The organism is Pontiella sulfatireligans (assembly GCF_900890705.1).
Classification (GTDB): domain Bacteria; phylum Verrucomicrobiota; class Kiritimatiellia; order Kiritimatiellales; family Pontiellaceae; genus Pontiella; species Pontiella sulfatireligans.
The window spans coordinates 125,711-143,494 of the sequence record NZ_CAAHFH010000001.1; the positions used below are offsets into that span (position 1 = coordinate 125,711).

The 17,784-nt window shown below is 53.8% G+C and carries 15 protein-coding genes and 1 tRNA gene; 8 read left to right on the forward strand and 8 right to left on the reverse strand.

What is annotated here, in order from left to right; all coding sequences use genetic code 11:
- The first annotated feature begins 12 nt into the window (after positions 1-12).
- The 3 genes from galU (at position 13) to SCARR_RS00470 (ending at position 3,461) form a co-directional block, all read left to right on the forward strand.
- On the forward strand, positions 13-891 hold the full coding sequence (galU, locus tag SCARR_RS00460) for a UTP--glucose-1-phosphate uridylyltransferase GalU (RefSeq protein ID WP_136059582.1): 879 nt from the start codon (positions 13-15) through the stop codon (positions 889-891).
- Between the two features lie 397 nt (positions 892-1,288).
- Entirely contained in the window at positions 1,289-2,980 is a 1,692-nt protein-coding gene (gene ilvD, locus SCARR_RS00465; protein ID WP_136062054.1) for a dihydroxy-acid dehydratase, read from the forward strand.
- 73 nt (positions 2,981-3,053) lie between these two features.
- Positions 3,054-3,461 (forward strand): DUF6941 family protein, encoded by a 408-nt coding sequence (locus SCARR_RS00470; RefSeq protein WP_136059583.1) that lies wholly within the window; start codon positions 3,054-3,056, stop codon positions 3,459-3,461.
- Here SCARR_RS00470 and recO read toward each other — a convergent pair.
- Together recO and mgtE are read right to left on the reverse strand one after the other, a co-directional pair.
- Positions 3,458-4,204, reverse strand: coding sequence for a DNA repair protein RecO (gene recO, locus SCARR_RS00475; protein WP_136059584.1), 747 nt, complete (start codon positions 4,202-4,204; stop codon positions 3,458-3,460). The genes SCARR_RS00470 and recO overlap by 4 nt on opposite strands.
- A 9-nt stretch (positions 4,205-4,213) precedes the next feature.
- Positions 4,214-5,602 carry a magnesium transporter gene (gene mgtE, locus SCARR_RS00480; RefSeq protein ID WP_136059585.1) on the reverse strand — a complete coding sequence of 463 codons (1,389 nt, stop codon included), beginning with the start codon at positions 5,600-5,602 and terminating at the stop codon, positions 4,214-4,216.
- 359 nt (positions 5,603-5,961) lie between these two features.
- Here mgtE and SCARR_RS00485 point away from each other — a divergent pair, with 359 nt between their 5' ends.
- From SCARR_RS00485 to SCARR_RS00495, 3 genes are all read left to right on the forward strand, one after another.
- Positions 5,962-6,459, forward strand: coding sequence for a peptidylprolyl isomerase (locus SCARR_RS00485; protein ID WP_136062055.1), 498 nt, complete (start codon positions 5,962-5,964; stop codon positions 6,457-6,459).
- Between the two features lie 72 nt (positions 6,460-6,531).
- The gene (locus SCARR_RS00490; protein WP_136059586.1) at positions 6,532-7,023 is read left to right on the forward strand and encodes a hypothetical protein; all 492 of its coding nucleotides are present in this window, start codon (positions 6,532-6,534) and stop codon (positions 7,021-7,023) included.
- Positions 7,020-7,595 (forward strand): nucleotidyl transferase family protein, encoded by a 576-nt coding sequence (locus SCARR_RS00495; protein WP_136059587.1) that lies wholly within the window; start codon positions 7,020-7,022, stop codon positions 7,593-7,595. The genes SCARR_RS00490 and SCARR_RS00495 overlap by 4 nt, the downstream gene beginning before the upstream one ends.
- A 76-nt stretch (positions 7,596-7,671) precedes the next feature.
- Here the strand turns inward: SCARR_RS00495 and leuB are convergent, their stop codons facing one another.
- Positions 7,672-8,757, reverse strand: coding sequence for a 3-isopropylmalate dehydrogenase (gene leuB, locus SCARR_RS00500; protein WP_136059588.1), 1,086 nt, complete (start codon positions 8,755-8,757; stop codon positions 7,672-7,674).
- Between the two features lie 82 nt (positions 8,758-8,839).
- On the reverse strand, positions 8,840-9,538 hold the full coding sequence (locus tag SCARR_RS00505; protein ID WP_222846111.1) for a zinc metallopeptidase: 699 nt from the start codon (positions 9,536-9,538) through the stop codon (positions 8,840-8,842).
- 212 nt (positions 9,539-9,750) lie between these two features.
- On the opposite strand from SCARR_RS00505, the gene SCARR_RS00510 reads away from it, so the two are divergent.
- Positions 9,751-11,646: an amidophosphoribosyltransferase gene (locus SCARR_RS00510; protein ID WP_136059589.1), complete on the forward strand. Its 1,896-nt coding sequence runs from the start codon at positions 9,751-9,753 to the stop codon at positions 11,644-11,646.
- Positions 11,647-11,873: 227 nt separating this feature from the next.
- On the opposite strand, the gene SCARR_RS00515 is transcribed toward SCARR_RS00510, so the two are convergent.
- Both SCARR_RS00515 and SCARR_RS00520 read right to left on the reverse strand, forming a co-directional pair.
- Positions 11,874-12,704, reverse strand: coding sequence for an RluA family pseudouridine synthase (locus SCARR_RS00515; protein WP_136059590.1), 831 nt, complete (start codon positions 12,702-12,704; stop codon positions 11,874-11,876).
- A gap of 219 nt (positions 12,705-12,923) precedes the next feature.
- Positions 12,924-13,601, reverse strand: coding sequence for a spermidine synthase (locus SCARR_RS00520; protein ID WP_136059591.1), 678 nt, complete (start codon positions 13,599-13,601; stop codon positions 12,924-12,926).
- A gap of 208 nt (positions 13,602-13,809) precedes the next feature.
- Between SCARR_RS00520 and SCARR_RS00525 the strand changes: the two genes are divergently transcribed.
- A tRNA-Ser gene (locus SCARR_RS00525) sits at positions 13,810-13,901 on the forward strand.
- A gap of 1,246 nt (positions 13,902-15,147) precedes the next feature.
- On the opposite strand, the gene SCARR_RS00530 is transcribed toward SCARR_RS00525, so the two are convergent.
- Positions 15,148-16,268, reverse strand: a protein-coding gene (locus SCARR_RS00530; protein WP_407984754.1) for an IS3 family transposase whose coding sequence is annotated in 2 segments (ribosomal slippage) — positions 15,148-16,002 and positions 16,005-16,268 — 1,119 coding nt in all. Because the reading frame shifts where the segments join, the coding sequence is not laid out codon by codon here.
- Positions 16,269-16,337: 69 nt separating this feature from the next.
- A complete protein-coding gene (locus tag SCARR_RS00535) occupies positions 16,338-17,168 on the reverse strand; it encodes a DUF262 domain-containing protein (protein WP_136059593.1) in 831 nt (276 codons plus the stop codon).
- Positions 17,169-17,784: the final 616 nt, after the last annotated feature.

Sequence of the window (17,784 nt, forward strand, 5' to 3'; positions counted from 1 at the left end):
CGAGGAACCCCAATGATACGCAAAGCTGTTATTCCCGCTGCTGGTTTCGGAACCCGCTTTTTACCGCTGACCAAGGCGCAGCCCAAGGAAATGCTGCCCATTGTCGATACACCCACCATTCAGATGGTGGTCGAGGAGGCGGTTGAATCAGGCATCACCGATATTCTGATGGTCATCGGCAAGTCGAAGCGCGCCATCGAAGAGCATTTTGACCGCAATTTTGAGCTGGAGCAGGAACTCGCTGAAAAGGGCAAGACGGCGTTGCTGGACCAAATCAAGCATGTGTCCGGAATGGCTGAGATTCATTTTATCTGGCAGAAGGAGTTGAATGGTTTGGGCGACGCGGTCTCCTATGCCCGAAGCCACATCGGCAACGAGCCTTTTGCGCTTCTTTTAGGCGACACCATTCTCGAATCCTATTCCGGCGTGCCCGTCACGAAACAGCTCATGAATATTTCGGAAAAGCATCAGGGATCCGTCGTGGCGCTCGAAGAGGTGCCCCCAGAAAAGGTCAACCGCTATGGCATCATGGATGGCACTGCGATCGACGCCAGAGTTTACCGTGTGAATGATTTTATTGAAAAGCCGGAACCGACCGATGCCCCCTCCAACCTCGCGTTCGCCGGGCGCTACATCTTCATGCCCGATATTTTTGACTTTCTAATGCAGACCGGGCGGGGCAAGCACAACGAAATTCAGCTGACCGACGCCATGCGCCAGATGGCGCAAAGCCGGCCCATGTTCGGTGCAAGGATTGAGGGGAAACGCCATGACATTGGCAATAAGCTGGATTTCATAAAAACCAACATTTACTACGCGCTAAAGCATCCAGAGCTGAAAGAGCCTCTTTCGGAATACATCAAGGAACTAGTGGGAAACAGGTTCCAATGACTGGAAGCTCGGGAGGAGGATGGCTCCCAGCCATTGGAACCTCGGGAGATTGATTTTCTAGATCAGGGTGGCAACAACCATCAGCCCGATCATGGCGACCCCGGTGAGGGCCATCGATACTTCTACTGCAACTATTGACCATGTCTTCATGATTTTGTCTCCTGTGATTGATAGATATATAGCAATGTGCATGCCACAGTCTTGCTCGTGCTCATTTCCCCTTATTTTCCCTCGTTAAATTCGGTTCTAGTTCTCGTTTGGAGGTCTGGTGCTCTTTCAAAATTGAGAATGTTCAAGCCGGAAGTGGGGATGTTCCCATTCTTTGGAAAAGTTTGGAAATGGATTGCAACGCATGAAAGGGACTATAAACTCGCCTCCATTAACGGAGGGCATGCATATGTGCGCGAAATCGTTCCGCAAGGATCAGCGTCCTTGGTCGTCGGTCGTGGTGGATGGCATTGAACGGGCTCCGAGCCGCTCGATGCTTCGGGCAGTCGGTTTTACTGATGCCGATTTCAAGAAGCCTCAAATCGGGATTGCCTCCACCTGGAGCATGGTGACGCCATGCAATATGCACATTGATCAGCTGGCCAAGGAATCCGAACAAGGCGTGGCGGTAGCCGGAGGCAAGGCGGTTGTCTTCAACACCATATCCATTTCGGACGGCATTTCGATGGGAACCGAGGGCATGAAATATTCCCTCGTGTCGCGCGAAATCATTGCGGACTCCATTGAAACCGTTGTTGCCTGCGAGGGGTTTGACGGTGTAGTGGCCTTTGGCGGGTGCGACAAAAACATGCCGGGGTGCCTGATTGCTCTGGCGCGCCTGAACCGGCCGGCCGTGTTTGTTTATGGCGGCAGCATCAAGCCGGGTTGCTATTGCGGCAAGGATGTGGACATCGTTTCGGTTTTTGAGGCAGTCGGTCAGCACGCCAAAGGCGAGATTTCTTTGCGCCAGCTTTCTGAAATTGAGCGATCGGCCATCCCCGGCGAAGGTTCGTGCGGCGGCATGTATACCGCTAATACTATGGCGTCTGCCATTGAGGCGATGGGCATGAGCTTACCCAACAGCTCGGCGCGCTTGGCGGCGTCGAAAGACAAGCGCGAAGAGAGCCATGCGGCAGGTCGCGCCGTTATGCAACTCGTCGAACGGGGAATAAAGCCCTCAGATATTCTGACCCGGCAGGCGTTTTTGAACGCGATCGCCGTGGTTATGGCGCTCGGCGGATCCACCAATGCGGTGCTGCATCTGCTGGCGATGGCCAACGCTGCGAAGGTGCGGCTTTCGCTCAACGATTTCACCGCGGTCGGCAAAAAGGTGCCTGTGCTGGCCGACCTAAAGCCGAGCGGAAAATATGTGATGGCCGATCTTACGGCGATCGGCGGCGTTGCACCGCTGATGGCGAGGCTGCTGAAGGAGGGGCTGATCGACGGCGACTGCATGACCGTCACCGGAAAGACGCTTAAGCAAAATCTGGCACATGTAAAACCTTATCCCCGCAAGCAGGACATCATTCGCCCCTTCAGCCGGCCGGTCAAAAAGGAGGGGCATTTGGTGGTCCTCAAAGGCAACCTTGCGCCCGAAGGAGCGGTCGCCAAGATATCCGGTAAGGAAGGACTACGCTTTGAGGGAAAAGCGATCGTTTTCAACTCCGAGGAGCAAGCGCTCAAGAAGATTCTCGATGGCACCGTGAAGAAGGGCCATGTGGTTGTTATTCGTTATGAAGGTCCGCAGGGTGGCCCCGGCATGCGCGAAATGCTGGCGCCGACGTCGGCGATTATGGGGCGGGGACTGGGACAGGACGTGGCACTCATCACCGACGGCCGCTTCTCGGGCGGCAGCCACGGATTTGTGATTGGCCACATTACGCCGGAAGCCTATGTCGGCGGACCGCTGGCCATCGTCAAGAACGGCGACTCCATCGCAATCGACTGCAAGAAGCGTTCGGTTGAACTGCAGCTTTCAAAGGTAGAGATCAAGCGACGCTTTACGCAATGGAAGGCGCCCCGCCAAAGCAATAAAACCGGCGCGCTTGCCAAATATGCAAAGCTTGTCGGCCCCGCTTCTGGAGGCGCCGTCACGGGCTGAAGCTCCATCCTTTGGAACTTCGGGCTTTTTTCTGACCGGTGCTTCGCCTACCTTGGTTTGCGGAGACCGACTTATGAAAATTGAAGTTTTTGCCCTTTGCGACGCCGCCACCGATAACCGCGGGAAGCTGAACATCCTTGGAACGTTCGACCAGATCTATGCCGCTAAAATGCCGGTGGTTCATCCCGCATGCGCCATTGCCCTGCGGATCCGGTTCGACAAAATGGAAGAGGGTGCGCACAAGGTGAACCTCGAATTGGTCAATCCCGACGGACTTCCCGTGTTCCAAGGCATGGAAGGCGAAGTTAATCCGCGCATGGGCGACGATGTGGGGTCGGTGGCCGTGAACCTGATCCTCAACTTCCAGCACATCAAATTCGAAGCGTTTGCGGACTATCAGATCAACCTCGCTATGGATGATGTCGCCTTGGGGTCACTGCCGCTTCGGGTGCGCGAAATGCCTCGTCAGCAAATGGCTTAAAGACTTTGCAGGGCCGCGTTGCGCGGTTCGGTGCGCATGTTGAAGTGATGCTTCATGAAGGTGCTGGCAATAGCATTGACCGCCGTGAGCTGCGGACCGGATAAGGACGTCTTTACAGCCGTTCCGGGAGTGCCAGCGTGCTGCCATGCGCGCAGGATGGCCAGCACATCGGGCGGGCTCACCAAGAAGGGCAGCTTCTTCGCTTTGCTGCACGGGGCGCAGACTACGCCGCCGGTCGAAGCGCAGAAGCGCAACTCGTTGCCCGATCCGCAAAGCACGCAGTTCTTTCCGAAATTTGGAGCATGGCCGTGGTGAGTGCAAAACTGCAGTTCTGCCCAGGCGATAAACTGAGGCCCTCCTCCATATTCTGCTGAAAAATCCAGCAGCGATTCATAGAATTCGAACAGTTCGGGGTGGGGGGCTTCATCGGGCGTTGTTTTGTTGATCAGCGCCGTGAGATAGGAGGCCGTTTGCATGGCCCGCCAGTCGGTGCGGAAAGCATCGCGCCGGTAGAGCATCGAGCATTCCTTGCCGGTATGGAGGCTGTCGGCGCGTTTGGCGAAATAGAGCAGTTCGCTGGTGCTGAATAGTTCGTATTCTCCCAGAAAAGGGCTCTTGGGGCGCAACGCTCCTTTGAGCAGGGTGGAAACCTTGCCGTGGCGACGCGTCAGCCAATGCACAATGCGCGAGGTGCTTGAATAGGGATAGACGGCCAGCGGTATGGCGGTGGCGCGAATGATCATGCCCGCCTCCTAAACCACCGCATGCACGGCGCTGATCATGGCCAGCGTTACGCCATAGTAGATCAATAGGGCAAAGATGTCGTTCGAAGCGGTGACAAAGGGGCCGGATGCCACGGCTGGATCGATCTTGAACCGGTTGAGAAGCACCGGAACCAACGCGCCGAATACGGCGGCAAAGGCCATGGCGCTGAAGAGCGCGATTCCAACCGTTACAGCCAAGAAAGACGGAGCGATGGCTGATGGCCCATTATGGGCAATCATAAAGCGCGCCCACAGACCGATGGTAGCACCACAGATGAGGCCCATCGATGCTCCGGCAATAATTTCGTGCGTAATGATCTTTGCAACTTTTCGGCTGTGGCTCGCACCGAGCGCAATACCGCGAATAATCAGCGTAGAGGATTGGATGCCGGTGTTGCCTCCCATGGCCATGATGATCGGGACAAAGAAGCTCAGCGCCACGACTTCAGACATGGTGATGTGGTTCATGAAGCTTTTTAGAATCAGGCTGCTGACAAAGCCGGTGCCCAAAGTGATGAGCAGCCAAGGCAGCCGGGCCTTGCAGGCTTGGAGCGGGGAGGTGTCTTCCAGTTCCGAATCGTTGGAGCCGGCGAGCTTAAAGATGTCTTCTGAAGCCTCTTCTTCCATGACGTCCATGATGTCGTCAACCGTAATGCGTCCCACCAGTTTGTTTTGCCGGTCGAGAACCGGCAGTGAACTAAGGTCGTATTTGGAGGCGAGCCTCGCCACTTCTTCCTGGTCGGTGTCGGTGTGGACGGAAATGGTTTCTTTTTCTGCCATTTTCTCGAGCGACAGGTTCCGGTTGGCTTGTTTAAGCAGCTCCCACAACTGAATCCATCCGGTCATCCGGCCTTCGGCATCAACGACGTAAAGGTAGTACAAGGGTTCATCGAACTCGAGCGATCCAATGTAGTCGATGGCTTCCTCTGCCGTCATGGTGGCGCTCGCCGCCACAAAGTCGGTGGTCATGATGCCGCCGGCGGTGTCTTCGTCGTATTGAAGCAGTTCGCGGACTTCTTCGGATTCCTCGTTCTCCATGAGCTCGAGAATCTCTTCGCTGCGCTTGCCTTCAAGCTCGCCCAATACATCGGCGGCATCATCCGGCGCCATTTCCTCAATGATGTCGGAGATTTCTTCGTCGGTCAGCTCTTCGAGAATATCGGCCTCGGTCTGGTCGTCAAGCTCGGCTAGCACATCAGGTTTGATGCTGTCGTCAATCAGGTCGAACAGCTTGTTGTGCGTGCTGGATGGGGCATGGTTGATGATCTCGGCGATATCGGCCGGATGCAGTTCTTCGAAAAACTTGGGGATTTGCTCCCAAAGCTCGCCTTTGATGCAGAAGGTGATCCGCTCTGTAATGCGGTTGCTGTCCGACATGCCAATATCCCCTTAAGATTGCGCAAAACCATAGACATTGCGCCGCATAACTCCAAGCCAATTAGTTGTCTTGAAAATTGCGGGAGCCGCTGGGTCTTGTCATGCAGGATTTGACAAAGCGGGCAAAGATCAATAATTTCACTCCTTTCAATAACCATACAGGAGGAATCATGATTAAGCATTGCATTTCAGTGGCGGCGTTGGCCGTAATCTTGACCGGATGCCAGTCCACGCCGAATGATGCAGCGGAGCGGGTTGAAGAAGTTGAACTGCAGCAGGAGCAGAAGCAGCAGGCAATGGAAAAAGTTGAACAAGCGGAGAACGCTCCGGCAAAAATTGAACAGGAAAGGACAACCGTAATGATTTTGATGAAAACATCCAAAGGGGACATTAAGCTCGAACTCAATAAGGAAAAGGCGCCGAAAACCGTGGCCAACTTCTTGAAATATGCCGAGTCCGGCCACTATTCAGGAACGATCTTTCACCGTGTGATCGAAAACTTTATGATCCAGTGTGGCGGCTTCGACGAAAACATGACCCAGAAAAATGCGCCGTACACCGTCGAGAACGAAGCGGACAACGGGCTGTCAAACGACCTTGGCTCCGTTGCCATGGCGCGCACCTCCGATCCGCACAGCGGCGGCGCCCAGTTCTTTATTAACGTGAAGGACAACGGTTTCCTGAATCACACCGCCAAAACCCCGCAGGGTTGGGGCTACTGCGTATTCGGCAAGGTGGTCGAAGGTATGGATGTCGTTGAGAAAATCAAAGCCGTTCCGACCGGAAACAAGGGCATGCACGGCGATGTTCCGGTAGATCCGGTCATCATTACCGAGGTGATCGTCCTCGAAAAATAGTTTTCCAATTCAGTGGAAAAATGCCAATGCCGGAACTTCCCATAGCGGGGAGATTCCGGCATTCTCTTTGGCATGAAAGGCGAGTGCGATAAATTGATTGAAAATATCCAGTCCAGCGGTTGGGAAGCTTCTATCGTTGCGACCGGCGGTGGCAGCGGGGCGGTTCATGCGCTGCTGTCGCATCCCGGTGCCTCGCGCTTTGTGCTGGAAACGCAAATCCCCTACAGCGCCGAAGCGCTCAGCGCCTATCTTGGGTATGCGCCTGCCCAGGGTTGCTCCAAAGAAACCGGCCGGCTCATGGCCTCGCGTGCGCTGGAGCGGGCTCATCAGCTTCAGGTTCCTGATTCCAAATTTAAAGGTATGGGCATTGCCTGCACGGCAGCGCTTCAGACCAACCGCCAACGAAAGGGAGCCGACCGGGCTTTTATTTACATCAAGTCAACAGACCGTGAGGCTTCTCAGGTTTTGGAACTAGCGCGGGGAACCCGTGCGGAACAGGAAGAGGCGCTTAGCGAGGCGCTGTTGAAGTTCATCGCTGAATTTGTTGTGGAGGTGGAGCCATGAAAGATGCATTAGACCAATTGATCGAAGGAAGCCTTCCCTATATTTTGGTTGGGCGTAATTATTTCCCGGATAAAGCTATTTTATTTCCGGGCTCGTTCAACCCGCTCCACAAAGGGCATCAGGGGTTGCTTCTGGCGGCCGAAAGGGTCAGCGATCGGGAAGGGCTGCTGGAACTCTCCGTGACCAATGTCGACAAGCCACCGCTTGGTATTGTCGAAGTGGAGTGCCGGTTGCTGCAATTGAAGGGCATGTATTTGGCCGTGCTCACTTGCGCGCCCACCTTTGCCGAGAAGGCCGAACTATTTCCCGGCGTTTGGTTTGCCATGGGATTCGACACCGCCGTGCGCCTGCTTGACCCGAAGTATCACGACGATGTTTCGGCCATGCTTGCCCGCTTCCAAACCTTGGAAACCCGCTTCGTTGTGGCCGGGCGCCTCCATGCCGGGAAATTCCAAGGGTTGGAAAGCATCAACATTCCCTCTGGTTTTGAAAAGCTTTTCATCCCCATTCCCGAAAGCCTCTTCCGCGAAGACGTCAGCTCCACCGAGCTGCGGGGGGAAATTGGCTCATAGAGCCAACGCTATACGCATAAAAAAGGCGGAAAGGCTTTCAGCCATTCCCGCCTTGCAATTTTTGCTGCGCTAATTTTTAAAGCGTGGCAACGGCCGCATTTTTAACCAGATCACCGAGCTCGGTGGTGGAGGCAAGGGTGTTGCCTTCGCGCCACAGGTCGCCGGAGCGGTAGCCTTGGTCGAGCACTTTGTCGACGCCGGCGCGGATGGCGGCAGCCGCTGCGCTTTCGTCGAGGGTGTCGAGCATCATCGCAACCGACAGGATCATCGCGAACGGATTCGCTTTGCCTTGGCCGGCGATGTCGGGCGCGGAGCCGTGCACCGGTTCGAACAGACCGACCGGCCCGCCGACGGAGGCAGACGGCAGCAGGCCGAGCGAGCCGCCGAGCGTGGCGGAGGCGTCGGAAAGAATATCGCCGAAAACATTGCCGGTCAGGATAACGTCGAACTGGCGCGGGTTGATGACCATCTGCATGGCGGCGTTGTCGATGTACATGTGGTCAAGTTCGACATCGGAGTATTCCGCTTCGTGCAGTTCCTTAACGGTGTCGCGCCACAGGCGGGAGACGGCGAGGACGTTGGCTTTGTCGACGCTCGTCACTTTATTGCGGCGCTTGCGCGCCCATTCGAAGGCCACGCGGGCGACGCGTTTGATTTCGCCGACGGAGTAGACCATCGTGTTCCATGCTTTCTTGTCGTCGCCTTCGCCGGATTCGCCGATGGGCTCGCCGAAGTAGATGCCGCCGGTGAGCTCGCGCACGGTGAAGAGGTCGAGGCCGGAAACGGCTTCGGGACGCAGCGGGGAGTTCTCGGCCAGCGAGGCCGGAACGGTTACGGGGCGGAGGTTGGCGAATGCGCCGAGTTCTTTGCGGATTTTAAGCAGACCGCTTTCCGGGCGAAGCGCGCCGGCGAGGTGGTCCCACTTGGGGCCGCCGACCGCGCCGAGAAGTACGGCGTCGGACGCTTTGCAGGTTTCGACCACGGAGTCGGGCATGGGGTCGTTGTGCGCGTCAATAGCTGCTCCACCGGCATTCTGGGTGGTGTATTCGAGGGCGAAGCCGCTTTTTTCGGCTACCGCGTCGAGAACCTTGACGGATTCTGCGATGACTTCGGGGCCGATGCCGTCGCCGGGCAACAGCGTGATTTTATATGTTTTAGACATAGTTATTCCTTTATTTTAAAAATGAACATCGGATTTTGCCAGAGGTGCGCGGGATTGCAACCGCAAAAAGAACGCGGGGAGTTTAGTCGTCGCTGCCGCCAAGGAGGCCGAGGCGCATCAAATAATAGAGCAGGGTGAGCAACGAGGAGACGGCGGCCGCGACATAGGTAAGAAAGGCGGCGTCGAGCACTTTGCCGGCATCCTGCGCTTCTGCAGGCTGAACAATGCCGTCGGTAACCATCTGGCGCTTGGCGCGGGCCGAGGCGTCCCATTCCACCGGCAGGGTGACGAGCGCAAACACGAAGCCGACCGCAAAGAGCGCAACGCCGAATTTGGCCATTACGATGCTGTGCATGAACATGCCGAGCAGGATAAAGATGTAGGCGCCGTAGGAACTGAACTGGGTGACCGGAACCATGGCGCTTCTGAATTTGAGCGGCACGTAGCCGGTGGCGTGCTGGAGGGCGTGGCCGGCCTCGTGGCAGGCGACGCCGATGGAAGAGAGCGACTGCGAGTCGTGGACGTCGGGCGAGAGGTTGAGGGTGCGGTTCATCGGGTTGTAGTGGTCGGACAGAAAGCCGCGCACGCGGTGGATCTTCACGTCGTTGAGTCCGTTGAGGTCGAGCATCCGCCGCGCGGCCTGCGCTCCGGTGAGGTGCGAGCTGGCGGCCACTTTGCTGTATTTCTTGAACGTGCCTTTGGTCTTGGCGGAGGCGATGCCGGCCAGAATCAGGGCGGGGATCATGAAAATAAGATACATGGGATCGAAATACATAAACATAGCGGACTCCTTTTCAAAACGCTGGGAATTCAGACTTCCAGAATCTGAATATGTTCAAAAAATCGCGCGTAATATGGCGGTTTGCACTGGAGCGTGCAACGGATTTTTCCCCGTAGCATGAAATACTAATGCGGGGCTTGACCGGATGCCCCGCTGGTGCAAGGATGCCGCTTTCCTAACCAAACCCGAACATAACCCGAGGACGGTATGTAATGAGCGATTGGATCGGCCATGAGTGCGGTATTGCCGCGGTTCGTCTACTGAAACCCCTAGGCTACTATGCCGAAAAATACGGCACCCCGATGTATGCCGTGAACAAACTTTCGCTGCTGATGGAAAAGCAGCACAACCGCGGGCAGGACGGTGCCGGCGTGGCCGCCATCAAGCTCGATATGCCTCCCGGCGAGCCCTACATTTTCCGCACCCGCTCCGCCGATAAGAACCCGATCATCCAAGTGCGCAACCGCATGGTTCAGGCCTTTGCAGAGGCTCGCGAAAAGCACCCGATCAACTATCAGGATGCCGAGTGGGTCAAGCGCAACGTGTTGTTTGCCGGCGAGCTGCTGCTGGGGCATTTGCGCTACGGCACCCACGGCGCCTCCGGCGAGAGCTTTTGCCATCCGTTCATGCGCCAAAGCAACTGGATGACCCGCAACCTGGTGGTGGCCGGAAACTTTAACCTGACCAACAATGACGAGTTGTTCGATATGCTGGTTGAACTCGGGCAGCATCCGCGGAACAAAGCCGACACCGTCATGGTGCTGGAAAAAATCGGCCACTTCCTCGATGAGGCGAACGACTTTCTCTTTCGCAAATACCGTAAAGAAGGACTTAACCGGGTAGAGATCACCGAGAAAATCACTAAGGAACTCGACATCTACCGCGTCCTTAAAAAAGCCACCCGTTCGTTCGACGGAGGCTATGTGATGGCCGGCATGATTGGCCATGGCGACCTGTTCGCCCTACGCGACCCCGGCGGCATCCGTCCGGCGTTCTACTACAAGGACGATGAAATTGTTGTGATTGCCTCGGAGCGCCCGCAAATCCAAACGGCGTTGAACGTGCCGATCGAATCCGTTAAGGAAATCAAGCCGGGCCACGCCCTGCTGGTGAAGCGGACCGGCGAAGTGCAGCACGAGGAAGTCAACAAGCCGGCCGAACCCACGCAATGCTCCTTCGAACGCATCTATTTTTCGCGCGGCACCGACAAGGACATCTATCAGGAACGCAAGAACCTCGGTCGTTCGCTGGTTCGCCGCGTGCTCGACCGCGTTGATTACGACTTGGAAAACACAGTGTTCTCCTATATCCCGAATACGGCGGAGACCGCTTTCTTTGGTTTAGTGGAGGGGGTGAAGGATATGGTCGGCGAGCGGATGAAATTCCATTTGCTTAAAGAAAAACGACTGACCGCCGAGCGCATCGACGAGCTGCTTTCGTTCCAGCCCCGGGTTGAAAAACTTATGACCAAGGATGCCAAGCTGCGCACGTTCATCACGGCCGACGCCGACCGCGAGGATCTCGTGGCACAGGTGTACGACACAACCTATGGCATCATCAAGCCGGCCGACACGCTCGTTGTGCTTGACGATTCGATTGTGCGCGGCACCACGCTGCGCACGAGCATCCTGCGCATTCTCGACCGTTTGGGTATGAAGAAGATCGTCGTTGTTTCCTCCGCGCCGCAAATCCGCTTCCCGGACTGCTACGGCATCGACATGTCGAAGATGAAGGATTTTGTCGCCTTCGAGGCGGGCATTGCTCTCATCCGCGAAACTGGGCGAGAGCATATGCTCAACGAGATTTACGAGGCCTGCAAGGAGGACGAGCGCAAGCCGCGTTCAGAAGCGCAAAACCAAGTGATCCATATGTTTGATCCTTTCACGCCCGACGAGATTTCCGATAAAATTGCTCAAATATTGACGCCGGTCGGCATGAAGGCCGAAGTGCAGGTCATCTATCAAAGCATTGGCGGCTTACACGAAGCCTGCCCGAACCATACCGGCGATTGGTACTTTACCGGAAACTATCCCACGCCTGGTGGCCATCGCGTCGCCAACCGCTCTTTCATCAATTTTATAGAAAAGAGCGATGCCAGGGCGTATTAGGGAAAGCAGTTATTAGTTATTGGTTAATGGCTGTTAGGGGGACATAACTATTAACCATTGAGGAGCTTGCAAAACCTCTGGCTTTGCTGTTCCGGTTACTGGTTGTCAGTTATTCGTTATTAGGCAAAACCCATTCGTCTGCAGTGTGTAACACCGATAACTAATAACAATTAACTGATAACTGCCGCTCAAAACCGGGAGGTTTTGCAAGTGGCTCCATTAACGATCTATCTCAGTTTCAGCTGCGCCAAGCATTTTTTGAAATCGCCGGGCAGGGGGGCGGTTGCGCGGATGGCTTCTTTTGTTTTCGGATGGGGGAAGATAAGGCGGTAGGCGTGCAGCATTTGCCGGGGTTGCTCCAGCGAAAGTTCGTGTCCGGTTCCCGCATATTTCTTGTCGCCGAGCACGGGGTGGCGCTTGTCGGCCAAGTGCCGGCGGATCTGGTGGGTACGGCCGGTTTCGATCCGGAGCTCCAGATAGCTCGCCTGCTTGTTCGTGTCCAGCGTCTTCACCAATGTGGTTGAGATCAAGCCCTTGATGTCGGTACGGATCTCTTTCCAGCTGCTGGGAAACTTGCCGATGGTTACCGCGCGGTAAATCTTCATGATGTCGCGCCCGCGGAACATGGGGATGGCGGCCTCTTTGGCTTCGGCGCTTTTGGCAAAAATAAGACAACCGGAGGTTTCTTTATCGAGCCGGTGCACGGCGCAAATCTGGGGGTTCTTTTCCTGCTTCTGCAACATGGCCTCCACGCTTTCGTCCGAGGCGTTGCTCAGCAGATAGGCCGGCTTATTGACCACCATGTAGTCCTGATCCTGCCAAAGGATCGCGATGTGTTTCGGAATGCTGGGCGCCTTGTCAGTAATCAGGATTTCAACCACATCGTTCTCTTTCACGAGATGCTTCCTGATCCAGATGCGCTTGCCGTTCACAAGCACCTGCTTGGCGTCGATGACTGCCTGCGCTTGTTTTTTCGAAATGCCCTGCACTTCGGCAATCACCTCAAAAAGGCGCTTGTCTTCATGTTTGTAGTGAACTTTGAATGACTTCGTATTCATAAACTGTTTCCTGATTTAAGGGAGGCGCATCATGTTTCCAATGGATGAAAAATACAAGCCCGACCATCGGCTGCTTTTTCTCGCTTCACTCCGTGTGCTGGATGACTGTTTCGAAAAAAACTCTCCATGTCACCTACGGGGTGACGCGCAACAACTTTCGCACCGCAGTTTCTTCCAGAAATCCAATATTCCCCCCATCCAATCATCCACGCTGTAGGGCTACGCTTTTTTTTCGGCCAGCCAGATGGTATGCCGCCGGCCGCCGCGCTTGCCGCGCGCCCGTACCGTGACCTCCTTGATCTTGAAACCCGCGCCTCTGAGGCGCTTGGTGAATGCTGGATCGGGCTCCGCCGACCACACGCCCAGCATGCCCCCCGGCTTCAGTGCGGCTTTTGCGGCGTTTAGGCCGCCCCGCGAATAAAGCCGGTCGTTGCCTTCATGCGTCAGTCCGTCTGGGCCATTGTCGACATCCAACATAATGGCGTCGTAGGCCTCCGTTTGCTCCTTAATGACCAGCCCGACATCCGATACCCGAACTTCCACCCGCGAATCTTCCAGCGGGCGCTCGGCCAAATCAGCCAGATGGCTTTGGTTCCACTTTACGACGGCGGGCACCAGTTCGGCTACGACCACCTCGGCGTTTGCGCCCAGATGCTCCAGCGCCGCGCGCAGGGTGAAGCCCATGCCGAGTCCGCCGATCAAAACCCGCGGGGTCGGCCGGTCCGCCACATGCTTGCAGGCCAGCTCCGCCAAAGCGTCCTCCGAGCCGTGCATTCGGCTGTTCATTAGTTCGTCGTTCTTTACCGAGATCGAAAATTCGAAAGCGCGTTGATAGAGCTTCATTTTTCCGCCGTCGCCAGGAACTTCTGCTTCATCGAGCAGTACCCAAGGATTCATAACTAGCTGCCTATTGTTGATTTAAAAAGAGTTGAAAAAGAACGTGGAATAGTGGTTGCGAACGCCCGGAAATACAAGACAACAGAATCCCTGTTTGTAAAAAATACGCCCATGAGCGGGCCGCCTTTGGGGTGGTTATATTTTCGTGCTAAAAACCCCTTGCAAAGGGTAGGGCGGTTAACTATCTTCATCGCCTTCAATTTGGTGCGGAAAGGTGACTGAGTGGCTGAAGGTGCTGGACTGCTAATCCGGTGTACTGCTTACGCGGTACCGAGGGTTCGAATCCCTCCCTTTCCGCCAATTTGTAATACCCTAGCGGGCAGTGATTTATAAAATCACTGCCCGCTTTTTTTGCCTAGGTTACAATGAGGGTTACAATAGGTGCGACCATGTTCGGGCATGTTTTTGGATGTCGTGGAGTAAATTATAAATGGCTTAAGGACTGGCGTTTGAAAAGTTTTCTTCGGCTAGTTGGTTACCAAATCGGAAATAATCCGCATCTCATCTATCCACGCTATAAAAGCGTAATCCTGCGAGATAGGCTCTTCCCAGATAACAGCCTCTGCCGGGTGATGCATGGGCAGAACATTGTAGTAGGGGCACAATTTCTTAATATTCTTAAAAGTCTGATAGTTCCGATGTGATGCAGCATTACGAATAATCTGAACATGTGCAGGCCCCCGAGAGATGGAGCCGAAGCATGAATTTAGGTAGTTTGAATTTTGAGGTGCGATCACCGTGATAATGCTCTGTAACTTCTGCACATCACCCCATGTGGGTTCTTTTTTTAAATCCGTATTGCAACTTGCCGGGACACCTGCTCCTCTACGCGCACGACATGCGATATATGAGACTCTTTCCCATGTTGATGGGGCTACGCACCCTTTGATCACGCTTCCGGTCCGAGTTGTGCAACCCATGGAAGATTCAAAGACAATTCGACGGCAGAAGAGTGACCAGTGTTGCCAGAGAGCGGATATTAACCCCTCAAAAAACATAATATCAGATTCTTGTAACGTAGACGGCTTATTTACCACCCAACGCGCAAAGATGTCTTCTAGAACATCAAGCCGATGTCCAAACCGTCTAAATATTGGTTCAAGGTGTGCCACAAGTACAAGCGTTACGTAAGTAGTTCGCCACGCAAAGCAAGGGCTAGATATTTCACCCGTTCAATGCGTCGAGGTTCTCGGTTTGTTCCTCCGATGCACCCCCATACATATTTGCTAAACTCTCCTTCCAATTCCTTGCTTTCATGGGCCAAAGATAATGCCTGTAAAGATAAGAGCGCTTGTTCAGGTTCCCCCGCAAGAGATCCAATCGGTGCCAAACCCGTTTTTTGCTCAATATTAGGTAGACCATATGCGCCTACCCCCAATCTTCGACCACGGATCGGCGAATTTAAGGTGGAACCTGCGGTTCCCTGTTCCGTGTTCCGGCGGCCAATAAGGCCGCCCCTTTATGATGCCGTCGCTTTGCGGAGCCCGTCCCCGAAGGGGCGGCCCGGAGGGCCGAGGGCGGAGCGAAGCGACGGCATCACTTGCGATCATGTGCTGAGTGCTCCTTCCTTGAATACCTCAACGGGCGTTCGCTTGTCCAGAGCACTGTGCTTTCTCTCGTTATTGTAATACTCAAAATAGCTGCTTAGCCCTTGGTGTAATGAATGTCCGTCGCTATAGGATTGAGGATAAATCTTTTCATATTTCACGGACCACCAGAGTCGTTCGATGAAAACGTTATCCAGCGCCCGTCCGCGCCCATCCATACTGATGGTGATCTCTTTGTCGAGTAATACGCCCGTGAAGCCGCTCGATGTAAATTGTGCCCCCTGATCCGTGTTGAATATCTCAGGCGTTCCTTGCCGCAGAGCGCATTCAAGAGCATCGATACAGAACAGGCTATCCATTGTGCTTGAAAGCTCCCAGGAGAGCACATAGCGGCTGCGCCAGTCGATCACGGCAGCCAAATACATATATCCGTTACGCATTGGGATATAGGTGATGTCCGTACTCCACACCTGATTCACTCGCTCAATCTCCACGTTACGTAATAAATACGGGTATATCTTATGCCCTGACGCGGGTTTGCTCGTGTGCGGCCCGGGGGTAATAGCTTGAAGCCCCATCGTCCGCATCAAACGGGCCACCCGCTTGTAGCTGACCTCATTTTCCTTTTCTCGAAGCCAGTCCGTCATGCGTGGATAACCATATTCAGGATGCAACAGGTATCGCTCATCAATGAGTCGCATTAATCGGAGATTCTCCGCTGTTTCCGGTGCGGGTTGATAGTAGAGGCCCGACCTCGGGACGCCTGCCAGCCGACACTGTCGTCGAACCGAATAATCGGGGCTGGGGGCCACCCAGCTCCGACGTGTTGAAAGCGGCAGGCTCAGAGCTTTTTTTCGAGCCACTTCACATCCATCTTCAGTCGACCGATTTCCTCGTAAAGTGGAGCCGTCAGCTCCTCTTCAGTTTTTGCCTGCTTCTTTTTTCCCGATGCAAAAAGATCTGGAGCATTTGAAAGCAACTGTTTCTTCCAGTCCGAAATCTGGTTCGGATGAACCTGATATTCCGAAGCCAGCTCGTTGAGAGTCTTGATGCCCTTGATCGCTTCAACAGCCACTTTGGCCTTGAACTTGTCCGTGAATGTCCTACGTTTTCTTCCCATATCCATGCGTCCTTTTTTATCATTTTAAGGACGCAGATTCCACTTAAGCCGGTGGTCCTGAAATCGGGGCTAAGCGCAATATTTATTGTGCATACTCGCACAGAAGAGGGAGTGCATCACGTATGGCTTCATCAAGAAGCTTTTGCGGAGTACGCCTAAGTTATTGGTGACATAGCTGAAGAACTCGCCTAGCCTGAATTGGTATTCGCTCTCCAGAATAAATTCCACATCGTATTTCTTGTATAAATTAGAAAGCCCCACATTACTGCTACTCACGATGCCCTGCTCTAAGGATAGTACCATCTCGGCTAGTAGTTCAGCATCTGCCATACGTACAATTTGTCGCTTGGTAAAAATGCCATACTCAATAAATATGGGAGTAAACTCACTGGCTGATTCATTGATAAACCATTTAAATGCTCCCTGATATGAGGAGTGTCGTTTCTCTGCGTCATTCAAAGGTAATGTATATGCATTCATTCTTCGGAACATCTCAAGAATATCGGATTTTTCTGCATTCCTAATTACATCCACAGGAACAGGGCAACTAAAAAACTTATCCTGTACTTCCTCATCAAGATCTGAAAAACGGCTCCCGTGGTATCGTTGGGATACGTTTGTCAAAGCATACTTGCCATCGACAAAGTCCATGATTGCAGTTATTCGCTGTTGGCCGTCGACAATCTCTCGTTTCGTCTTTCGAACCTCGCGATCCAGATATTCATAAAAGTACAATTTCGGAAATGGGAATTCTGTCAAAATGGTATCTATAAAATAGCTCCGAGCCCCCGTTGGCCACAAGCGTGAACCCCGTTGGTATTCTCGATTAACCAGCAAATCTTTGCGTTGGAGCATCTCTCGCAATTCGGAAATAGAATATGCACTTCCGTCAATTTTCATTTATCGATCCTCGGTTATTAGCTGCAACCATTCTCTTCCGTGGCTCCCTGACTACAGATGAATAAGACAAAACCCGGAAAACATATTCGCCACATCTTTACATCAATGCTGTTTCGCATTAACTAGAAAACTATACTGTCTTTTGATATTTATTCAGCATTTATTCAGCATTTATTCTGAATAAAAATAAATATTCATGATAGGCTTATTTGAGTTTAGCTGGGTTCCAAGCACAACAATAAAGCAATGAAGTGATCTGTACTGAGGCACGAAGGGAACGATCAGCATCATTGTCAGGTTCATGTAAGCTGCGGAGAGGCGGCATGATTAAAGCGTCGGAGACGCGCTTGATCATCCGTGGAGGAAGGGCCCCCCTTATATATAGGGCAATGCTTAAGCGGCTTTGCCGCTGGTATCGGTTATTCGTTATTCGTTATGAGGAAAAGAGGATGCCTGCGAGTGCAGGTATCGTTTTCCGAGCTTCTTTCTCTCTTTTTTTATCCTGAATTTCGACTGTTTTTCCATTTTTCAAACGTCTGGACAGACCGCTGCGTTGCCGCTTCCAAAGCTTGGAAGCGGGAGGCCTTTATCGTGTCGCGGCCGTCCCGGCTGCGGG

Excerpts from the sequence above, each read along its gene's own strand:
- mgtE (WP_136059585.1), bottom strand. The coding sequence starts at position 5,602 with ATGTCGGACAGCAACCGCATTACAGAGCGGATCACCTTCTGCATCAAA.
- SCARR_RS00520 (WP_136059591.1), bottom strand. The coding sequence starts at position 13,601 with ATGAATCCTTGGGTACTGCTCGATGAAGCAGAAGTTCCTGGCGACGGC.
- SCARR_RS00505 (WP_222846111.1), bottom strand. The coding sequence starts at position 9,538 with ATGTTTATGTATTTCGATCCCATGTATCTTATTTTCATGATCCCCGCC.
- SCARR_RS00495 (WP_136059587.1), top strand. The coding sequence starts at position 7,020 with ATGAAAGATGCATTAGACCAATTGATCGAAGGAAGCCTTCCCTATATT.
- SCARR_RS00490 (WP_136059586.1), top strand. The coding sequence starts at position 6,532 with ATGAAAGGCGAGTGCGATAAATTGATTGAAAATATCCAGTCCAGCGGT.
- SCARR_RS00470 (WP_136059583.1), top strand. The coding sequence starts at position 3,054 with ATGAAAATTGAAGTTTTTGCCCTTTGCGACGCCGCCACCGATAACCGC.
- SCARR_RS00485 (WP_136062055.1), top strand. The coding sequence starts at position 5,962 with ATGATTTTGATGAAAACATCCAAAGGGGACATTAAGCTCGAACTCAAT.
- recO (WP_136059584.1), bottom strand. The coding sequence starts at position 4,204 with ATGATCATTCGCGCCACCGCCATACCGCTGGCCGTCTATCCCTATTCA.
- leuB (WP_136059588.1), bottom strand. The coding sequence starts at position 8,757 with ATGTCTAAAACATATAAAATCACGCTGTTGCCCGGCGACGGCATCGGC.
- SCARR_RS00510 (WP_136059589.1), top strand. The coding sequence starts at position 9,751 with ATGAGCGATTGGATCGGCCATGAGTGCGGTATTGCCGCGGTTCGTCTA.
- ilvD (WP_136062054.1), top strand. The coding sequence starts at position 1,289 with ATGTGCGCGAAATCGTTCCGCAAGGATCAGCGTCCTTGGTCGTCGGTC.
- galU (WP_136059582.1), top strand. The coding sequence starts at position 13 with ATGATACGCAAAGCTGTTATTCCCGCTGCTGGTTTCGGAACCCGCTTT.
- SCARR_RS00535 (WP_136059593.1), bottom strand. The coding sequence starts at position 17,168 with ATGAAAATTGACGGAAGTGCATATTCTATTTCCGAATTGCGAGAGATG.
- SCARR_RS00515 (WP_136059590.1), bottom strand. The coding sequence starts at position 12,704 with ATGAATACGAAGTCATTCAAAGTTCACTACAAACATGAAGACAAGCGC.